The organism is Pseudonocardia alni, from assembly GCF_002813375.1.
Classification (GTDB): Bacteria; Actinomycetota; Actinomycetes; order Mycobacteriales; family Pseudonocardiaceae; genus Pseudonocardia; species Pseudonocardia alni.
The window spans coordinates 626,891-645,359 of the sequence record NZ_PHUJ01000003.1 but is presented as its reverse complement, the minus strand read 5'-3'; the positions used below and the strand labels follow the sequence as shown (position 1 = coordinate 645,359).

Here is an 18,469-nt window from a genome sequence, read left to right as displayed (position 1 = left end):
CCCGAAACGGGGAACCCGGGCACATGCGACGTACCGCGCCCGCGCTGCTGGCCCTGTTCCTGCTCACGGGGTGCGGCACGGCCGCACCCACCATCGACCTGGACGACCCGATGGGCACCGCGGGCGACGCGGCCACCTCGATCGGCGCGATCGACATCCGCGACGCGGCCATCGCACCCGCCGACGACGCCGAGGGCGAGATCGCCCACCCCGCGGGCTCCGACGTCGGGCTGCGCCTCGTCGCGGTCAACAACGGCGACGCCGCCGACCGGCTGGTCTCGGCGAGCTCCCCACTGGCCGAGGACGTCGACGTCAGCGGCGAGCAGTCCCTGCTCGGCGGCGCGACGCTGCTGGTGGGTGACACCGGGTCCGCCGTCCCCGCCGGCGCGGCGTCGGTCACCCGGGCCACGGTGACCCTCGACGACCTGCGCCAGGCCCTGTCGGTCGGCCCGACCTACCCGGTCACCCTGACCTTCGAGCGGGCCGGGTCGGTGACCGTGGAGCTGCCGGTGGACAACCCCGACGGCAGGTGAGCCCGCTCAGCGCTCCCGGGCGCCGAGACGGCGGAGCAGGTTCGCCCCGAACCGGTCCCCGGTGGCGTCCATCGTCGCCTTCATCGTGCGGGTGACCACCGGCGCCGCGAGACGCGACAGCGGCATGTCGACGTCGACGGTCAGCGAGATCTCCAGGTGCGTCGCCGGCGAGCCGTCCGGCTCCGGGTCGGCGTCGCTCAGCGCGTAGTAGCCCTCCGCGCCCGCCCACTCGGTGACCCCGGAGGGCGGCGCGTGGGTGAACTCGATCCGCTTGCCCTCGACGAAGGTCATCCGCTCGGTGAACACCGGCTTGATGCCCACCCCGAGCACCGCGATCCGCACCATGTGCCAGCGCCACAGCTCGTAGCCGTCGACGGCCGCGCTCCACCCGGAGTCGGCGTCGATCCGGTTGAGCAGCGGCGTCAGCGTCGGCAGCACATCGGGATCGGTCAGGACGCGCCAGACGTCGTCGCGCGAGGCCGTCACGACGGCCTCGGACGCGGTGGTCGCGGAGAAGCGGGTCAGGACGCCCCGTCCCCGCCCAGTGCCCCACCGGCGGCCGGGGTGTCGTCCCCGCCCGCCACGTCGGGCTCGGGCTCCTCGGTGCCGCGGTTCGCGGCCGGCAGCAGGTCGGCCAGCGCCGCACCCTCGAGACGGCGGAAGGTCCGCCGGGGCCGGGTCCGGTCGAGCACCGCGACCTCGAGCGCCTCGGCGCCCAGGACCCGCGGCTGCGCGTTCGCGCCGTTGCCGGGCGACGCCGGGTCCGCGCCCGGCACCTGCAACCCGCCCAGCGCGACCTCGATCGCCGCGCCGAGCTCCAGGCCGTGCTCGTAGGTCTCGGACAGCTTCTGCGAGATCGGCTCGGTCTGACCGCCCATGACGACGAACCGCGGCTCGTCGGTGATCGACCCGTCGTAGGTGATCCGGTACAGCTGGTCCCCGGCGGCCTCGACGCCCACCTCGGCGACGCAGAGCTCCACCTCGAAGGGCTTCTGCTGCTCGACGAACGCGGTGCCCAGCGCCTGCGCGTAGGCGTTGGCCAGCATCCGGCCGGTCACGTCGCGCCGGTCGTAGGTGAACCCGCGGAAGTCGGCCATCCGGATCCCGCCGGTACGCAGGTTCTCGAACTCGTTGTACCGGCCGACCGCGGCGAAGCCGATCTTGTCGTAGATCTCGGAGACCTTGTGCAGCGCCGTCGACCGGTTCTCCGCGACGAACAGCACGCCACCGGCGTAGGTCAGCACGACCACGCTGCGGCCGCGCGAGATGCCCTTGCGGGCCAGCTCGGAACGGTCACGCAGCAGCTGGTCGACGGAGGAGTAGAACGGCATCGTCATGGGGAGGCGCTCCAGGCTCGTGCTTCGTGCGGGGAGGGGGTCAGCGGGCCGGACCGCCAGGGCGCTCCCGGCGCCCGGCGATCACCTGGTCGACGACGGCGGCGATCTCGGCGTCGTCGCGGCGCACGGCGCCCTCGGCGGTGATGCCGACGACCACCGGGTAGATGCGCCGCACCGTGTCCGGCCCACCGGTGGCGGTGTCGTCGTCCGCGGCGTCGTAGAGAGCCTCGACCGCGGTGCGCACCGCGCCGTCGAGGTCCGCGGCCGGGTCGTGCAGCTTCTTCAGCGACGACTTCGCGAACACCGAGCCGGAACCGACCGCGTGGAAGCCGAGGTTCTCGTCGTACCGGCCTCCGGTCGGGTCGAAGGTGACGATCCGGCCGGCCTGCGCCGGGTCGGCGGCGTCGGTTTCGTAGCCCGCGAACAGCGGGACGACGACGAAGCCCTGCATCGCCGCGCCCAGGTTCTGGCGGACCATGCCGGCGAGCTTGTTGGCCTTGCCGTCGAGCGAGAGCGGGACGCCCTCGAGCTTCTCGTAGTGCTCGAGGTCGACCGAGAACAGCCGGACCATCTCCAGCGCGATCCCCGCGGAGCCGGCGATGCCGACGGCGGAATGGGTGTCGGTGACGAACACCTTCTCGATGTCGCGCTGGGCGATCACGTTGCCCGCGGTCGCGCGCCGGTCACCGGCGATCACGACGCCGCCGGAGAACAGCAGCGCGACGATCGTGGTGCCGTGCGGGACGCCCAGGGCGTCGGCGGAGGTGCCGGGACCGGCTGTCCGGTCCAGGCCCGCGCCGGGGAGCAGGTGCGGGGCCGCGCCGCCGACGAAGTCGGAGAACGACTGCGACCCGGTCAGGAAGGTGCCGAGCTGACCCGTGTGGTGCCCGGGCACCAGCCCGGAGGTGACCGACGGCCGGAACTCCATCTCTCGGACGTGCCTTTCGTTCGAACTGCGTGCGCCGGTGGTCCCGCTCCCCCGCGTCGGCGGGGTCTGCGGCCCTTCCGGCACGGCCGGGCCCGCAGGTGCGGACCCGGCCGGGACGGTACTGCTGGTGCCGGGGTGCGGCAGGGTGAGTGGCCCCGTGGGGCTCACTCACCGCCCTTCTGCACGTAGGACCGCACGAAGTCCTCCGCGTTCTCCTCCAGCACGTCGTCGATCTCGTCGAGGATGGTGTCGACGTCCTCACCGAGCTTCTCGCGGCGCTCCTGACCGGATCCGGACGCGTTCTCCCCGGACTCGTCGTCTCCGTCGCCGCCACCCTGGCGCTTGGTCTGCTCCTGGGACATGACGCCTCCTCCTCGCAGAGTTGCCTGCAGGTTCACCCTACCCACCGGGGGCGACAAAATCGCCTGTTGCGCAGCGGCGTGTGATCCGCTCCCCCCGGCGGGCGGGCTCAGGAGGCGGTGAGCTTGTCGACCAGCTCCTCGGCCGTCGACACCGCCTCGAACAGCTCCCCCACGTGCTTGCGGGTACCGCGCAGCGGCTCCAGCGTCGGGATCCGCACCAGGGACTCGCGGCCCAGGTCGAAGATCACCGAGTCCCAGGACGCGGCGGCGACCTCGACCGGGAACCGGCCCATGCAGGTACCGCGGAAGTAGGCGCGGGTGTCCTCGGGCGGCTCGGTGATCGCCGCGGCGACCTGCTCCTCGGTGACCAGCCGGCGCATCGACCCGCGGGTGACGAGCCGGTTGTAGAGGCCCTTGGCCAGCCGCACGTCGGAGTACTGCAGGTCGACCATCCCGAGCCGGCCCGACCCCCAGGTCAGGCCGTCGCGCTCGCGGTAGGCCTCGAGCAGCTTGAGCTTGGCCGTCCAGTCGAGCCGGTCGGCGGTCAGCATCGGGTCGCGCTCCAGGTCGACCAGTACCGACTCCCACTCCTCGACGACCTCGCGGGTGTCGGGGTCCCACTCCTCGCGGCGCGGGGAGACGGTCTGCTCCATGTGCTCGACCGCGCGGGCCAGGTACTCCTGCTGGATCTGCACCGCGGTGAGGTGACGACCGTCGGCCAGCGGGACGGTCCGCTGCAGCGTCGGGTCGTGACTGATCCGCGAGACCGACTTCACCGGCTCGGCCAGGCGCAGGTCCTCGAACGAGCGCCCCTTCTCGATCATGTCGAGGACCAGGGCGGTGGTGCCGACCTTGAGCAGCGTCGAGATCTCGGACAGGTTCGCGTCGCCGATGATGACGTGCAGGCGGCGGTACTTGTCGGCGTCGGCGTGCGGCTCGTCGCGGGTGTTGATGATGCCGCGCTTGAGCGTGGTCTCCAGGCCGACCTCGACCTCGACGTAGTCCGAGCGCTGGGCGATCTGGTAGCCGGCCTCGTCACCCTGCTGGCCGAGGCCGACCCGGCCGGCGCCGCAGACGACCTGGCGGGTCACGAAGAACGGGGTGAGGCCGGTGACGATCGACGGGAAAGTCGTCGTCCGGGCCATCAGGTAGTTCTCGTGGGAGCCGTAGCTGGCGCCCTTGCCGTCGACGTTGTTCTTGTAGAGCTGCATCCGCGGCGCACCCGGCACGGTGGCCGCGCGGTTCGCCGCCTCCAGCATGATCCGCTCGCCGGCCTTGTCCCAGGTCACGATGTCGCGCGGGGACAGGACCTCCGGAGTGGAGTACTCCGGGTGGGCGTGGTCGACGTAGAACCGGGCGCCGTTGGTGAGGATGACGTTCGCCGCGCCGAGGTCGTCGAGGTCGGTGTCGAGCTGCGGCGCCAGCGACGGCGCCGACAGGTCGAACCCCCGGGCGTCGCGCAGCGGCGACTCCACCTCGTAGTCCCAGCGCGCCCGGCGGTTGCGGGGCACGTCCGCCGCAGCGGCGTAGGCCAGCACCACCTGCGTCGAGGTGACGACGGGGTTCGCGGTGGGGTCACCGGGCACGGCGATGCCGTACTCCACCTCGGTGCCCATGATCCGGCGGGCCGTCACGACCGGCCCCCTGCGCGAGAGTGCATTGCACGAGACTAACCGTCCGCGCCCCCGGTCGGGGTGCACCGCGGCCCGGCGGGATCATCGTGGCGTGACCGATCCCGCACGTGAGCGCCTCACCGTCTTCGACGCCGGGGGCGCGCCCACCGGCGTCGCCGAGCGCGGCGAGGTCTACGCGCGCTCGCTGTGGCACGCCACGACGGCGGTCCTGCTCCGCTCCGCCGACGGCACGCGGGTCTACGTGCACCGTCGTACCGACACCAAGCTGGTCATGGCCGGGATGTGGGACTGCCTCGCCGGCGGGGTCCTCGACGAGGGCGAGACCCCCGACGCGTGCGCCGCCCGCGAGCTCGGCGAGGAGCTCGGCGTCACCGGCGTGCCGCTGGAGAAGCTGGCCGTGGTCGCCTTCGACGCCGCCGCGCTGGGTGTCGACACCGGGCCCGGCACCGGCCCGGACGGTCTGCGGGCCCACGTGCACGTCTACCGCGCCTTCTCCGACGGCCCGGTGACCCACCAGCCCTCGGAGGTGGCCGAGGGCGACTGGTGGACCCTCGACGAGCTGGCGGCCCGGATCGGCGCGCCGGACCGGGCCTGGGTCCCCGACGGCCTGTACGTCACCCGCCTGCTGCTGGCCGACCTCGTCCGTTAAGGTCCTCGGGCCAGCGCGTTTACCAGTGGGTAACATACGTCACCCACATCGGTACCTGAATCGGTCATTACCCGGCGGGTCGCGCGACGCCACCCGGGGAAGGGCCCAGCGTGGGGCCTTCCCCGACGCCCACCACGCCCACCACGCGACAGTTCCAGGAGTCACCCATGGTCAGCATCTCGGTCTCGGCCCGTTCCCTCGCCGCCGCCAGGCTGATCGATCCCGACGTCAACACCGCCGCCGTGCAGGCCGCGGTGGAGGCGGCACTGGCCGCCGAGCGCCACGAGCAGCGCGCCGCCGCGGGCTCCACCACGCGTCGCGAGCACACCGCCCGCCGCGAGCCGGACTCCCGCCACTCCTGACCCTTCCCCGCCCCGCCGGCGGCTTCCCGTGGGCCCGGCGGCGGGGCCGGACAGCGCGACGGCCCGCACCCCGAGCGGGATGCGGGCCGTCGCGGCCGTGATCAGAAGTTGATCATGTGGCCGGCCAGGCCGTGGATCGCCTCCTGCAGGCACTCCGACAGGGTCGGGTGCGCGTGCACGTTGCGCGCCATCTCGTGGACGGTCAGGTCCCACTTCTGGGCCAGGGTCAGCTCGGGCAGCAGCTCGGTCGCCTCGGCGCCGATGATGTGCCCACCCAGCAGCTCGCCGTAGGTGTCGTCGGCGATCAGCTTGACGAAGCCGGCGGGCTCGGCCATGCCGTGCGCCTTGCCGTTCGCGGTGAACGGGAAGGTCGCGGTGTTGACCTTCCAGCCCTTCTCGTCGGCCAGCTCGCGGGCCTCGGTCTCGGTGTAGCCGAACGACGCGACCTGCGGGTTGCAGAAGGTCGCGCGCGGCATCATCTTGTAGTTCAGCTCCTGGGTCTCGGCGCCCGCCAGGGTCTCGGCGGCGACGATGCCCTGCGCCTCGGCGACGTGGGCGAGCATGAGCTTCGCGGTGACGTCACCGATGGCGTAGACGTGCTCCACACTGGTGCGCATGTAGTCGTCGATCTCGATGGCGCCGCGCTCGGTGAGGTTCACGCCGAGCTTGTCGAGGCCGTACCCGTCGACCCGCGGGGCGAAGCCGATCGCCTGCACGACCTTGTCGGCGCGCAGGTCCTCGCTGCCCTTGGACGAGGAGACCGAGACGGTGACACCCTTGCCGTCGTCGGTGATGGACTCGACCTTCGTGGAGGTCCGCACCGTCACGCCGAGCTTCTTGTAGGCCTTGAGCAGCTCCTTGGACACGTCCGCGTCCTCGAGCGGGAGCAGCCGGTCCAGGTACTCGACGATGGTGACGTCGACGCCGTAGTTGGCCAGCACGAACGCGAACTCGACGCCGATCGCACCGGCACCGGCGATGATCACGCTCTCCGGCAGCTCGCGGGTGAGGATCTGCTCCTCGTAGGTCACGACGCGGTCGGACAGCTCGGTGCCCGGCAGCAGCTTGACGGTGGAGCCCGCAGCGATGATCACGTCGTCGTAGGTGACGGTCTCGTTGCCGCCCTTCGACAGCTCGACCTCGATCTCGCCCGGCTTGGTGAACCGGCCGAACCCGTCGAGCTCGGTGATCTTGTTCTTCTTCATCAGGAAGTGCACGCCCTTGACGCGCCCGTCCGCGACCGAACGGCTGCGGTCGAAGGCGGCGCCGAAGTCGAGCGACACCTCACCGGACAGACCGAAGGTCTTCTGCTCCTTGGTGACGATGTGCGCGATCTCGGCGTTGCGCAGCAGCGCCTTGGAGGGGATGCAGCCCACGTTGAGACAGACACCGCCCCAGTACTTCTCCTCGATCACCGCCACACTGCGGCCGAGCTGGGCAGCACGGATGGCCGCCACGTATCCACCGGGTCCGGCTCCGAGTACGACGACGTCGAAATGAGGCATGTGCCCAGCCTAGGACGCCTGGGCCGGGTCCGGGCCGTCCGGTCCCGAGTCCCGGGTCACGGGCCACTCCCCGCCACCGGACAGGTGCGCGACGACCGCCTCGCACGCCTCGCGCAGCCCGGCCTGCTGGGCCGGGGTCAGCCCGTCGAACACCGCCTCGCGGACGCTCTCGACGTGGTCCGGGGCCGCACCGGCCAGCACCTCGAAGCCGCGGTCGGTCAGCCGGGCCAGCTGACCGCGCCGGTCGGTGGGACAGGACCGTCGCTCGATCCAGCCCGCCTCCTCCATCCGGGCCACCGCGTGCGACACCCGGCTGCGCGAGGACAGCGCGGAGTCCGCGAGGACGCTCATCCGCAGCGTGCGGTCCGGCGCCTCGGAGAGCCGGACCAGGATCTCGTAGTACGCCTGGGGCATCCCCGCCCCGGCCTGCAGGCGTCGCTCCACCTTCTCCGAGACCAGCCGCTGCGCGGCCAGGAAGGCGCGCCAGGTGCGCTGCTCCTCGTCGTCCAGCCAGCGTGTGTGACTCATAGCACCCTCCGAAACATTGGGGTGTGGCATTCGTTGAACCTAGTATCGCTCTCAACAAGTGAGAGTTCAACTATCCCGAGGAGTCACCACCATGACCGCTGCCACCACCATCCCCGGCTACGTCGTCGGCACCTGGGACATCGACCCGGTGCACTCCGACGTGGCGTTCGTCGTCCGTCACATGATGGTCAGCAAGGTCCGTGGCCGCTTCGAGAAGGTCTCCGGCGAGCTCGTGACCGCGGAGCGGCTCGAGGACTCCACCGTCACCGCCACCATCGACGCCTCCTCGATCACCACCGGCAACGACCAGCGCGACGGCCACATCCGCTCCGCCGACTTCTTCGAGGTCGAGAAGTACCCGGAGTGGACCTTCCGGTCCACCGGGATCGCCGCGAAGGGTGAGGACTACGTGCTCACCGGCGACCTGACCCTCAAGGGCGTCACCAAGCCCGTCGAGCTGGACCTCGAGCTGAACGGCTTCGGCCCCGACGCCTGGGGCGGCACCCGCGCCGGGTTCACCGCGAAGACCACCGTCAAGCGGTCGGAGTTCGGTGTCGACATCGAGCTGCCGATGGACGGCGGCGGCGTCGTCGTCAGCGAGAAGGTCGGCGTCGAGCTGGAGATCCAGGCGGTCCTGCGCGCCTCCTGACCCCGCGCACGCAGCCACGGCCCCGGACCGGCGACGCCGGCACCGGGGCCGTGCCGCGTCCGTAGGCTGGTGCCGTGCGCAGCTACTCCGAGACGGCCCCCGCCGGACCGCTGCGCGCGGTCGTCGAGGTGACCTGGCGGGCGCACGCCGGTACCACGCCGCACACCCAGCGGGTGCTCCCCGACGGCTGCATGGACCTGCTCCTGTCCGGGGACCGGCTGGTCGTCGCGGGCCCCGACACCACGGCACACCTCGCCGCCTCTCCCGCGGGCGGCGTGACCACCGGTCTGCGCTTCCGCCCCGGCGCCCTCCCGGCCCTGCTCGGCGTCCCGGCCGACGAGCTGCGCGACCGCCGGGCCCCGCTCGCCGACGTGCTCGACCCCGGCCGGCGCCGGCTGCTCCGGCCCACCCCCGCCGGCGACGACGGCGACGGCGCGTGGCTCGCCCGGCTGGCCCTCGCCCTGCACGCGGCGGCCGTGGACGACCGGACGCCGACCCGACTCCCCCACCCCGCGCTGCGCGCCCTGGCAGGGGGCATGTCCGCCGCGGAGCTGGCCGACCGGCTCGGCGTCACCGGACGCACCCTGCACCGCCGCTGCGTCGCCACCCTCGGGTACGGACCGGCCGTCGCACGGCGGGTGCTGCGCTTCCGGGCCGCGGCCGCGCTGCTGTACGACGGCGTCTCCCCCGCCGCGGTCGCCGCCCGCACCGGCTACGCCGACCAGCCCCACCTGTCCCGCGAGGTCCGCGCACTCGCCGGCGTGTCGCCGGCGTCCCTCGCACCTCGCACGGCTTCCCCCGACGTCGCAGCCACTGCGGGGGAGGCGACGTCGGGGGAACGTGTGCGAGGTCAGGTCCAGGCGAACAGGTCCAGCGATGAGCCGTCGGGGTCGGCGACGGTGGCGTAGCGCTGCCCCCACGGCGCGTCGAACGGGTCCAGCACCGAGGTGTGACCGACCGCGGTGACCCGGCGCCAGGCGTCGTCGACGGCCGCGGCGGTCGGCAGCCGGAACGCCAGCCCGACCCGGCCGTGGCCGTCCGGGGTGGCACCCGGGTGGAAGCCCTCCACCATCGACTGCAGGTCCAGGGCCAGGCGCACGCCGCCGCGCAGCGTGGTCTCCACGTGCGCCTCGGTCTCGGAGCCCTCGGGGAACTCGAGCCCCAGCAGGCGATAGAAGGCCAGCGAGCGGGTCATGTCGGTGACCACGATGCCGATCATGTCGAGCTCGGCGCCGATCGAGGTGTCCATGCCCACGACGCTAGGCCGCGGGCAGCCCGGCGTCGTGAACGGATCGGACTCCGGTCAGCGCTTGCCGCGGAAGCGACGCAGCATGTCCTGCGCCCGCCGGCGGTTGCGCGGATCGCTCGCCATCCGCTTGGCCTGGTCGCTGTAGCGACGCCCCTGCGGGCTCTTCAGGAATGCGCTGATGCGCCCGATGATGCCGGCCATGAGGACCTCCGTGGTGGCGGGCCGCGACACGGACGTGCACGGCTCCGTGCACAGGATGCCCGTTTCGTCCGGACATCATTCCACCGGGTGACGATCCCCGGACACACGACGGGCCCCGCCGCGGGATGCGGCGGGGCCCGTGCGTGCGGAGCGTGCCTACAGGTACTGGCCGGTGTTCGACGCGGTGTCGATCGCGCGGCCGGTGGCGTCGTTCTTGCCGGTGACCAGGGTGCGGATGTAGACGATCCGCTCCCCCTTCTTCCCCGAGATCCGCGCCCAGTCGTCGGGGTTGGTCGTGTTCGGGAGGTCCTCGTTCTCGGCGAACTCGTCGACGATCGCGTCCAGCAGATGCTGGACCCGCAGCCCCGGCTGGCCGGACTCGAGCACCGCCTTGATCGCGGACTTCTTCCCGCGGTCGACGATGTTCTGGATCATCGCACCGGAGTTGAAGTCCTTGAAGTAGAGCGTCTCCTTGTCGCCGTTGGCGTAGGTGACCTCCAGGAACCGGTTCTCCTCGGACTCGTCGTACATCCGCTCGGTGACCCGCTGGATCATCCCGTCCACGCAGGCCTTGCGGCTGCCGCCGAACTCGGCGACGTCGTCGGCGTGGATGGGCAGCGTCTCGGTCAGGTACTTCGAGAAGATGTCCTTCGCGCCCTCGGCGTCCGGACGCTCGATCTTGATCTTCACGTCGAGCCGTCCCGGCCGCAGGATCGCCGGGTCGATCATGTCCTCACGGTTCGAGGCACCGATGACGATGACGTTCTCCAGGCCCTCGACGCCGTCGATCTCGGCGAGGAGCTGGGGGACGATCGTCGTCTCCACGTCGGAGGACACACCCGAACCACGGGTCCGGAAGATCGAGTCCATCTCGTCGAAGAACACGATCACCGGGGTGCCGGCGCTCGCCTTCTCCCGCGCGCGCTGGAAGATCAGCCGGATGTGCCGCTCGGTCTCGCCGACGAACTTGTTGAGCAGCTCGGGACCCTTGATGTTGAGGAAGAACGCGCGCCCCTCGTCCGGGTCGTCGCCCCGCTGCTTGGCGATCTTCTTCGCCAGCGAGTTCGCGACGGCCTTCGCGATGAGCGTCTTCCCGCAGCCGGGCGGCCCGTAGAGCAGCACGCCCTTGGGCGGACGCAGCTCGTACTGGGTGAACAGCTCGGTGTGCAGGAACGGCAGCTCGACCGCGTCCTGGATCTGCTCGATCTGCCGGGACAGGCCGCCGATGTCGGAGTAGGCGATGTCCGGGACCTCCTCGAGCACGAGGTCCTCGACCTCGGCCTTGGCGACCCGTTCGTAGGCGTAGCCCGCCCGCGAGTCGACCATGACCGAGTCGCCGGACTTGAGCGGGCTGGTGCCCTCCTCCTGTCCGAGCTCGAACAGCGGCGCCGCCAGCCAGACGACGCGCTCCTCATCGGAGTGGCCGACGACCAGGCCGCGACCGGCCGAGCCGTCCTCACCCGGACGGGAGATGATCTCCCGCAGCGAGTAGAGGTCACCGACCTGCTCGAAGCCCATGGCCTCGACCACGGTGAGCGCCTCGTTGAGCCGGACGGACTGACCGCTGCGCAGCGTCTCGCCCTCGACCGCCGGGGACACGGGGACCCGCATCCGGCGGCCGGAGGTGAAGACGTCGACCGTGTCGTCGTCGTACCGGCCCAGGAACACCCCGTAGCCGGACGGCGGCTGCGCGAGCCGGTCGACCTCCTCGCGGAGCGCGACCAGCTGGCCGCGGGCCTCCTTGAGGGTCTCGGTCAGCTTCTCGTTCCGAGCGTTGAGCGCGGAGAGCCGGCTCGTGGTCTCGGCGAGCCGCTGTTCCAGCACTCGGGCGTGCCGGGGCGTCTCGGTCAGCCGTTGACGTAGCGAGGAGATCTCGTGCTCGAGGTGACGGATGTGCTCGGCGGCCTCAGCGGGGCTGAGGTCGCGGTCAGACTGGAAACCCTGGTTGCCGGGACCGTCGTCGTAGGGGTGGTTCACGGCAGCCTCCCTCCGTGTTCCGTCTCACCACGGTACCCGTGACGGGTGACCGCGACGGTGCGTCGAACCGGTGATCCGGGCCTCAGCCGGTCGGCACCATGTGGTCACTCTGCGGCTTCACGGGCGTCACCGCCACGTCCACACGGAGGGTAGTTCGTAACGTTCTCGTTCCGCGGTCCGGCGCGTCGCGGTGGCGATCCGGTCGAAACCGGACAGAACTCCCGGGTCAGCGGCCGGTCGGCCGTCGCTGCTGCCGGGGCGGCGTGACGCCGTCGGCGAGCCGCCGGGTGGTCAGCAGGAAGGCCGTATGGGCGATCATCCGATGCTCCGGACGGACGGCCAGACCCACCACGTGCCAGGGGCGGACCATCGCCTCCCAGGACTCGGGCTCGGTCCAGCACTGCATCTCCCGCAGCGCCTCGGTGAGCACCGACAGCTGGGTGGTGGTCGCGACGTAGCCGACGAGGATCCCGCCCGGCACCAGGCAGTCGCGGACGGTGTCGAGCACGTCCCACGGCGAGAGCATGTCCAGCACGACCCGGTCGACCTCGCCGCGGTGCTGCCTGACGTCACCGACGGTCAGCTCCCAGTGCGGGGGCCGGTGACCGAAGAAGGTCTCGACGTTGGTGACCGCGTGCGGGGCGTGGTCGTCGCGGACCTCGTAGGAGATCACCTTGCCGGTCGGCCCGACGGCCTGCAGCAGCGAGCAGGTCAGCGCGCCGGACCCGGCGCCGGCCTCCAGTACCCGCGCGCCGGGGAACACGTCGCCCCACATGAGGATCTGCGCGGAGTCCTTGGGGTAGATCACCTGGGCGCCGCGGGGCATCGACAGCACGTAGTCGGCCAGGCGGGGACGCATGGTCAGGTACGGCGTGTTCGCCGCGGAGTGCACGAGCCCGCCCTCGGGCGAGCCGATGATGTCGTCGTGGTCGATCTGGCCGCGGTGGGTGTGGTACGCCCCGCCGGCCTGGAGGACGACGGTGTAGCGGCGCCCCTTGGGGTCGGTGAGCTGCACCCGGTCGCCCTCGCGGAACGGCCCGCCGCGGCGCGGGGGCTCCCAGACGACGTCGGCGCTCCCGGCGACGTGGTGGTCGTCGGCGGGGCCGTCGTCGGCCGGGCCGGCGTCGGTGGGGCCGGCGTCGGTGGGGCCGGCGTCGACGGGGTCGGCGTCGACGGGGTCGGCGTCGACGGGGTCGGCGTCGACGGGACCGGTGGCACCGTCGGAGGTCGGGAGGGCGTCGTGCACGGGCGACGACGCTATCCGCGCTCCCGCACGGCCCGGTCGCCGGGGCGTCGGCCGCGCGGCACGAGCAGGCCGAGCCCCAGCAGCAGGAGCACCGCTCCCCCACCGACCATCAGGCCCGGGCCGGTGCGCAGGAACCCGGCTGCGCCACCGACCCAGGGCAGGTCGTACCAGACCCGGCCCAGCAGGTCCTGCGCCGTCACCGGATGCGGGTCCGGCGCCGGGTTCGCGTCGCCGCGGGTGGTGAACACGGGGCCGGGATCGACCGCGACCACACGGTGGGTGACGGTCCGGGTCTCGCCGCGGGCCCGGTCGCGGTCGACGAAGGAGATCAGGTCACCGACGACGACGCTGTCCGCGTCCACCGGGCGGGACACGACCAGCGAGCCCACCGGCAGGGTCGGGACCATGCTCCCGGACAGCACCGTGTACGCGCGGGACCCGGTGACCGCGGGGACGACGGCGACCGCCACGGCCAGCCCGACCAGCCCGAGCACGACGACGGTGACGAGCGCACCGCCGATCCGGCGCCACGGGGACGGGCGGGGGGCGGCCGGTACCGGCCACGACGTGCGCGCGGGTGCGGAGGGATCTCGGCCCATCGGATCACCCTAGGTCGGCCTCCGGACACGTGACGTACACGATCGTGCGGTGAGCTGCGCCGATGCAGCGGGAACGTCCACGCGCATGGACACACGCACACGCCTCGGGATCGGCGTCGCCGCGGTCGCGGTCGCCGTACTCGCGATCGGCCTCGGCACCTATGCCGCGTTCACCGACACCGAGGACGGGCCGGGTGGGCAGGTCTCCTCCGGCACCCTCGACCTCACCGTCGGCTCCAACGCCGACAAGGTCCTCTTCAACCAGGCCAACATCGCCCCCGGCTTCTCCACCACCGTCACCGTCGACGTCCGCAACGCCGGTTCCGTCCCCGGCACCGTCACCGGATCGCTGACCGCGACCGGGTCCGACGTCACCTGCACCGAGCCCGAGGCGGAGGCGGAGAAGGTGGCTGCGAACGCCTGCGCCGCCGGCGGCAACCTGCAGGACGAGATGACCGTCCAGGTCGTCTCCGGGCCGGGGGTGGGCACCGCGGGGGCGGCGGTACCGCTGCGCACCTTCGTCCAGAGCCCGCTGCCGTCCGGGCCGCTGGGCGCCGGGGCCACCGGTACCTACACGCTGACCTTCGCGCTGCCGCCGTCGGCGGACAACAAGGTGCAGGGCGACCGGATCACCGTCGGGTCGACGTTCACCCTGAACCAGTCGTGACCCCGGCGGTCCCCCGGCGGCGGGCAGCGCTCGCGATGGGGGCCGCGGCCGTGCTCGTCGCGGTGTCGGCCACGGCCTGGGGCACCTGGGCCGTGTTCACCGACAGCGACCCGGGTGCCGCGGGTTCGACCTCGGCGGGCACGGTGGTGCTGGGCGGGCGCGCGACCCCGCCCGCGGTCGCCCTGACCGGCCTGCGGGCGAACTCGACGACGACCACCTCGGTGACCGTGGACTACCGCGGTTCGGTGCCGGCGACGCTGTCGGTGTCGCTGCCCGCGTACTCCTCGACCGCCTGCACCACCGGGGTCGGCGGGCTGCTCGACGGCCTGAACGTCGGCTCGCTCACCGTCCGGATCGGGTCGCGGACCGCCGAGTCGTACTGCGCGCTGCTCGACGGGAAGGAGCGCGTGGTCACCACGCTCGCGCCCGGCACCGTGGTGACGGTCCCCCTGACCGTCGCGGTCGGACCGGTCGTGCTGCTGCCGCGCACCGAGGCGGCGACGCTCCGGCTGGCGGTCTCGGGCGGCTTCACCGACCGGGTGGACGGGACCCTGAGGATCGGCACGAACCTGCTCGGCACCCGGTCCCCGCGGGTCGCCTCGCCGAGCGTCGTCCCGGCCGTCGCCGCCCCGCCCGCGGAGTGCGTCGACGCCGGCATCACCTCGGTCGCCGAGACCGTCGTCCTCAGCGGCGACGGCGCCGTGTTCGACGCCCGCACCGACCGGCCGGGTGCGACCGGGCCGCTGCTCGTCGTGGGCACTCCCGGACCCGACCGCATCACGGGGTCCCCGGGCCGGGACTGCCTGGTCGGGGCGGGCGGGGACGACGTGCTCGACGGCGGGGCCGGGGACGACGTGCTGCTCGGCGGCGACGGCGACGACCGCCTCTCCGGCGGGGACGGGGCCGACCGGCTCTACGGCGGCGCCGGAGCCGACACCCTGCTCGGCGGCCCGGAGAACCCGCGCGAGCCGGACGTGCTGCACGGCGGCCTCGCCGACGGCGCGACCTGCCCGGACGCCGGCCCGGACGACCTCCTGACCGCGTGCACGGCACCGGCCCCCGCCGCGACGCCACCGGCGACCGCACCGTCACCGGCACCCGGCGCGACTCCGGTGCCGGAGGGCTCGGCCGACCCGGCCGCGCCCGGGGACCCCGCCTCCACACCCCCGGAGCCGGCCCCGCCCGCGCCGGCCGTGCCCGAGGGCGAGCCCGACCCGGCGACGACCGCCCCGCCCGGCTGATCGGATCCCGGAATCGTCGGGGGGCCCGGCTAGCCTGCCCGCGTGACCGTCCGGGAGCCCCCGTCCGCCCGCGCGGCCGGACCCGGTGCGTCCCCGGCCGCCACCGCACCGCGTCCCCCCGCCCTGTCCCCGTCGCGTGCGGCGGACTTCCGCCGCTGCCCACTGCTCTACCGGTTCCGTGCGGTCGATCGGCTCCCGGAGCCGCCGTCGCAGGCGCAGGTCCGCGGGACACTGGTGCACGCGGTGCTGGAGCGGCTGTTCGCCCGGGACCCGGCCGACCGGACCCCGCAGGCCGCGCGGGAGCTGCTCGGCCCCTGCTGGGACGACCTCGCGGCCGCGGAGCCCGCCGCGGCGGCGCTGTTCAGCGGCCCGGAGGACCCGCAGCTCGCGCTCTGGCTGGACTCGGCCTCCGCGCTGCTCGACCGCTACTTCGCGCTGGAGGACCCGGCCGGCGTCTCCGCGACGGCGGTGGAGACCCGCATCGAGGCGGCCCTGCCCGGCGCCGGCGACGCGGCGCCGGTGCCGCTGCGCGGCATCCTGGACCGGCTCGACGACGGTCCCGACGGGCTGCGGGTGGTCGACTACAAGACCGGCGCGACGCCCGGCGAGGGCTACGAGTCCGGCGTGCTGTTCCAGCTCAAGTTCTACGCACTGGCCGTCCTGCTGACCCACGGCCGCGTCCCCGACGAGCTGCGCCTGCTCTACCTGGCCGACGGCACCGCCCTGACCTACCGGCCCGACGCCGAGGAGCTCACCCGCTTCGGGCGCCTGCTCGAGGCGGTGTGGACCGCCATCCGGCTCGCCGCCCCCACCGGGGACTTCCGGCCCCGCACCGGCCCGGCCTGCCGCACCTGCGACCACAAGGCCCGCTGCCCCGCGTGGGGCGGTACTCCCCCGCCGTATCCCGGCTGGCCGGGCGGCGCGGCATGATCGACGGGTGAGCGCACCGCCCCCTATCCCGCCCGGCCCGTTCTACCTGCCCCGCGGCGAGCAGACCGCCGACGGCGTCACCCACGCCGCCTTCGAGGCGACGCCGTCGACGACCGGCCCCTGGTTCGCCGACGCCCAGCACATGGGCCCGCCCTCGGCGCTGCTGGTCCGCGCCCTCGAACGGCTGCCCGAGTCCCGCCCCGGCGGCGCCGAGGCGGGGTGGCGGATCGCCCGCGTCACCGTCGAGGTGCTCGGGGCGGTGCCCGCCGGGCCGGTCACGGTCACCGCGGGCGTCGAGCGGCCCGGGCGGACGATCGAGCTGCTGTCGGCGACGATGCGCGCCGGTGACCGGGACGTGCTCCGGGCCCGGGCCTGGCGGCTCGCCTCGTCCGACACCGCCGTCGTCGCGCAGGGGCAGGCAGCCGCGCTGCCCGGGCGGGACGCCGCCGTCGTGCGCACCGAGCGGCCGGACGGCTGGCTGCCCGGGTTCCTCGACGCGATCGAGTGGGCCTGGCTCGACGGGGGCAGCCTCGGCGACGAGGGCCCGGGGCGCGGCTGGATCCGGATGCGGGTCCCGCTCGTCGAGGGTGAGGATCCGAGCCCGGCGCAGCGGCTGATGGTCGCCGCGGACTGTGCGAACGGGCTCGCCGCACCGCTGGACGTGACGCGCTGGCTGTTCGTCAACACCGAGCTGACGGTGCACCTGCACCGGGCCCCGGCCGGCGAGTGGATCGGCGTCGACGCCGCGACCGTCGTCGGGCCGGACGGGCTGGGCACCTGCTCGGCCACCCTGTTCGACGACGACGGGCACACCGGCCGGATCGCCCAGGCCCTGACCGTCCGGGCCCGCTAGCCGTACAACCGCCGGCACCGCCCCGGCCGCACGACGGCGGCCCGCCACCGGAGTCACCGGGGCGGGCCGCCGTGGGGGGAACGGACGTCGGACGGGGTGGGCTCAGTGGCCGTGGCCGTTGACCGTCATCGCGCGGCAGGACCGGATCTCCGAGGTGAGGATCGCGGTGGCGCCGATGTCGGCGAGCTTGTCCATCACGCGGTTCGTGTCCTTGGTGCGCACCATCGTGCGGACCGCGACCCAGCCCTTCTTCGACAGCGGCGAGACCGTCGGCGCCTGCAGGCCCGGTGCGACCTTCTCCACGGCCTCCAGCAGCCCCTCCGGGCAGTCGAAGTCCATCATCAGGTACTCGCGGGCCACGACGACGCCCTGCAGCCGGTCGGCGAAGACCTTCTTCAGGCGGGTGGTCTCGGCGTCCTCGGCGCGGTCGTGCCGCTTCTCCCGCTCGATGAGCGTGGCCTGCGAGGTGGCGATGGCCTCGCCGATGATCTGCAGACCGTGCTGGCGCAACGTGCGCCCGGAGGACACGACGTCGGCGATCGCGTCGGCCAGACCCAGCTGGATGGAGATCTCCACCGCGCCGTCGAGCTTCACGATCTCCGCGCCGATCCGCTTGCCGGAGAGGTACGAGCGGACCAGACGGGGGTAGGACGTCGCGATCTTGCGGCCGTCGAGGTCCTCGATCTTCCAGTCGGCGTCGGCCGGGGCCGCGAAGTGGAACCGCGACTTGCCGAAGCCGAGCGGGATGATCTCCTGGGTCTGGCTGCCCGACTCCTCCATGAGGTCGAAGCCGGTGACGCCCAGATGCAGGTCACCCTTGCCGACGTAGGTCGCGATGTCCTTGGGCCGCAGGTAGAAGAACTCGATCTCGTTCTCGTCGTCGACCACGCTGAGGTCGCGCGAGTCGGTCCGCTGGCGGTACCCCGCCTCGCGCATCATCGTCGCGGCGGGCTCGGCCAGGGTGCCCTTGTTCGGCAGTGCCACGCGGAGCATTTCCGCTCTCCTGACGGTCGTCGTCG

The 18,469-nt window shown here is 73.1% G+C and carries 22 protein-coding genes; 9 read left to right on the top strand and 13 right to left on the bottom strand.

Features of this window, described 5'->3' with window-relative positions; genetic code table 11:
- The first annotated feature begins 23 nt into the window (after positions 1 to 23).
- Positions 24 to 533, top strand: a complete 510-nt coding sequence (locus ATL51_RS04225) for a copper chaperone PCu(A)C (RefSeq protein ID WP_100877730.1) — start codon at positions 24 to 26, stop codon at positions 531 to 533.
- Between the two features lie 6 nt (positions 534 to 539).
- On the opposite strand, the gene ATL51_RS04220 is transcribed toward ATL51_RS04225, so the two are convergent.
- From ATL51_RS04220 to dop, 5 genes are all read right to left on the bottom strand, one after another.
- Positions 540 to 1,019 carry an SRPBCC family protein gene (locus ATL51_RS04220; protein ID WP_100877729.1) on the bottom strand — a complete coding sequence of 160 codons (480 nt, stop codon included), beginning with the start codon at positions 1,017 to 1,019 and terminating at the stop codon, positions 540 to 542.
- Between the two features lie 35 nt (positions 1,020 to 1,054).
- Positions 1,055 to 1,870, bottom strand: coding sequence for a proteasome subunit alpha (prcA, locus tag ATL51_RS04215; RefSeq protein ID WP_062395119.1), 816 nt, complete (start codon positions 1,868 to 1,870; stop codon positions 1,055 to 1,057).
- A 40-nt stretch (positions 1,871 to 1,910) separates the two neighbouring features.
- Entirely contained in the window at positions 1,911 to 2,798 is an 888-nt protein-coding gene (prcB, locus tag ATL51_RS04210) for a proteasome subunit beta (protein WP_100877728.1), read from the bottom strand.
- Between the two features lie 164 nt (positions 2,799 to 2,962).
- Positions 2,963 to 3,160 (bottom strand): ubiquitin-like protein Pup, encoded by a 198-nt coding sequence (locus ATL51_RS04205; RefSeq protein ID WP_020626587.1) that lies wholly within the window; start codon positions 3,158 to 3,160, stop codon positions 2,963 to 2,965.
- A 107-nt stretch (positions 3,161 to 3,267) separates the two neighbouring features.
- Positions 3,268 to 4,776 carry a depupylase/deamidase Dop gene (gene dop, locus ATL51_RS04200; protein WP_100877727.1) on the bottom strand — a complete coding sequence of 503 codons (1,509 nt, stop codon included), beginning with the start codon at positions 4,774 to 4,776 and terminating at the stop codon, positions 3,268 to 3,270.
- 109 nt (positions 4,777 to 4,885) lie between these two features.
- Between dop and ATL51_RS04195 the strand changes: the two genes are divergently transcribed.
- Positions 4,886 to 5,443 (top strand): NUDIX hydrolase, encoded by a 558-nt coding sequence (locus ATL51_RS04195; RefSeq protein WP_100877726.1) that lies wholly within the window; start codon positions 4,886 to 4,888, stop codon positions 5,441 to 5,443.
- Positions 5,444 to 5,610: 167 nt separating this feature from the next.
- Complete coding sequence (locus ATL51_RS04190; protein WP_100877725.1) at positions 5,611 to 5,805, top strand: hypothetical protein; 195 nt, start codon at positions 5,611 to 5,613, stop codon at positions 5,803 to 5,805.
- Positions 5,806 to 5,906: 101 nt separating this feature from the next.
- On the opposite strand, the gene lpdA is transcribed toward ATL51_RS04190, so the two are convergent.
- Both lpdA and ATL51_RS04180 read right to left on the bottom strand, forming a co-directional pair.
- A complete protein-coding gene (gene lpdA, locus ATL51_RS04185) occupies positions 5,907 to 7,310 on the bottom strand; it encodes a dihydrolipoyl dehydrogenase (RefSeq protein ID WP_073574823.1) in 1,404 nt (467 codons plus the stop codon).
- 9 nt (positions 7,311 to 7,319) lie between these two features.
- The gene (locus ATL51_RS04180) at positions 7,320 to 7,838 is read right to left on the bottom strand and encodes a MarR family winged helix-turn-helix transcriptional regulator (protein ID WP_062395129.1); all 519 of its coding nucleotides are present in this window, start codon (positions 7,836 to 7,838) and stop codon (positions 7,320 to 7,322) included.
- A 91-nt stretch (positions 7,839 to 7,929) separates the two neighbouring features.
- Here ATL51_RS04180 and ATL51_RS04175 point away from each other — a divergent pair, with 91 nt between their 5' ends.
- Both ATL51_RS04175 and ATL51_RS04170 read left to right on the top strand, forming a co-directional pair.
- Positions 7,930 to 8,487, top strand: coding sequence for a YceI family protein (locus ATL51_RS04175; RefSeq protein ID WP_062395132.1), 558 nt, complete (start codon positions 7,930 to 7,932; stop codon positions 8,485 to 8,487).
- Positions 8,488 to 8,561: 74 nt separating this feature from the next.
- Entirely contained in the window at positions 8,562 to 9,395 is an 834-nt protein-coding gene (locus ATL51_RS04170; RefSeq protein ID WP_100877724.1) for a helix-turn-helix domain-containing protein, read from the top strand.
- Here ATL51_RS04170 and ATL51_RS04165 read toward each other — a convergent pair.
- The 5 genes from ATL51_RS04165 to ATL51_RS04145 form a co-directional block, all read right to left on the bottom strand.
- Positions 9,338 to 9,736, bottom strand: coding sequence for a VOC family protein (locus ATL51_RS04165; RefSeq protein WP_100877723.1), 399 nt, complete (start codon positions 9,734 to 9,736; stop codon positions 9,338 to 9,340). The two genes, ATL51_RS04170 and ATL51_RS04165, sit on opposite strands and share 58 nt — an antisense overlap.
- 54 nt (positions 9,737 to 9,790) lie before the next feature.
- A complete protein-coding gene (locus tag ATL51_RS28595) occupies positions 9,791 to 9,937 on the bottom strand; it encodes a hypothetical protein (protein WP_167379050.1) in 147 nt (48 codons plus the stop codon).
- Positions 9,938 to 10,093: 156 nt separating this feature from the next.
- Positions 10,094 to 11,914: a proteasome ATPase gene (gene arc / locus ATL51_RS04160; protein WP_073574821.1), complete on the bottom strand. Its 1,821-nt coding sequence runs from the start codon at positions 11,912 to 11,914 to the stop codon at positions 10,094 to 10,096.
- Positions 11,915 to 12,140: 226 nt separating this feature from the next.
- Positions 12,141 to 13,160, bottom strand: coding sequence for a tRNA (adenine-N1)-methyltransferase (locus ATL51_RS04155; protein WP_301548883.1), 1,020 nt, complete (start codon positions 13,158 to 13,160; stop codon positions 12,141 to 12,143).
- Between the two features lie 11 nt (positions 13,161 to 13,171).
- The gene (locus tag ATL51_RS04145; protein WP_100877722.1) at positions 13,172 to 13,759 is read right to left on the bottom strand and encodes a signal peptidase I; all 588 of its coding nucleotides are present in this window, start codon (positions 13,757 to 13,759) and stop codon (positions 13,172 to 13,174) included.
- An 85-nt stretch (positions 13,760 to 13,844) separates the two neighbouring features.
- Between ATL51_RS04145 and ATL51_RS04140 the strand changes: the two genes are divergently transcribed.
- Genes ATL51_RS04140 through ATL51_RS04125 form a run of 4 tightly spaced genes read left to right on the top strand, consistent with a single transcriptional unit; the run spans position 13,845 to position 17,450 of the window.
- Positions 13,845 to 14,426, top strand: a complete 582-nt coding sequence (locus tag ATL51_RS04140; RefSeq protein ID WP_100877721.1) for a TasA family protein — start codon at positions 13,845 to 13,847, stop codon at positions 14,424 to 14,426.
- Positions 14,423 to 15,667, top strand: a complete 1,245-nt coding sequence (locus ATL51_RS04135; protein WP_301548882.1) for a calcium-binding protein — start codon at positions 14,423 to 14,425, stop codon at positions 15,665 to 15,667. Before ATL51_RS04140 ends, ATL51_RS04135 begins: the two co-directional genes overlap by 4 nt.
- Before the next feature lie 42 nt (positions 15,668 to 15,709).
- On the top strand, positions 15,710 to 16,597 hold the full coding sequence (locus ATL51_RS04130; RefSeq protein ID WP_100877720.1) for a RecB family exonuclease: 888 nt from the start codon (positions 15,710 to 15,712) through the stop codon (positions 16,595 to 16,597).
- A 7-nt stretch (positions 16,598 to 16,604) separates the two neighbouring features.
- Entirely contained in the window at positions 16,605 to 17,450 is an 846-nt protein-coding gene (locus ATL51_RS04125; protein ID WP_100877719.1) for a thioesterase family protein, read from the top strand.
- A 102-nt stretch (positions 17,451 to 17,552) separates the two neighbouring features.
- On the opposite strand, the gene hisG is transcribed toward ATL51_RS04125, so the two are convergent.
- Positions 17,553 to 18,443, bottom strand: coding sequence for an ATP phosphoribosyltransferase (gene hisG, locus ATL51_RS04120; protein WP_100877718.1), 891 nt, complete (start codon positions 18,441 to 18,443; stop codon positions 17,553 to 17,555).
- Positions 18,444 to 18,469: the final 26 nt, after the last annotated feature.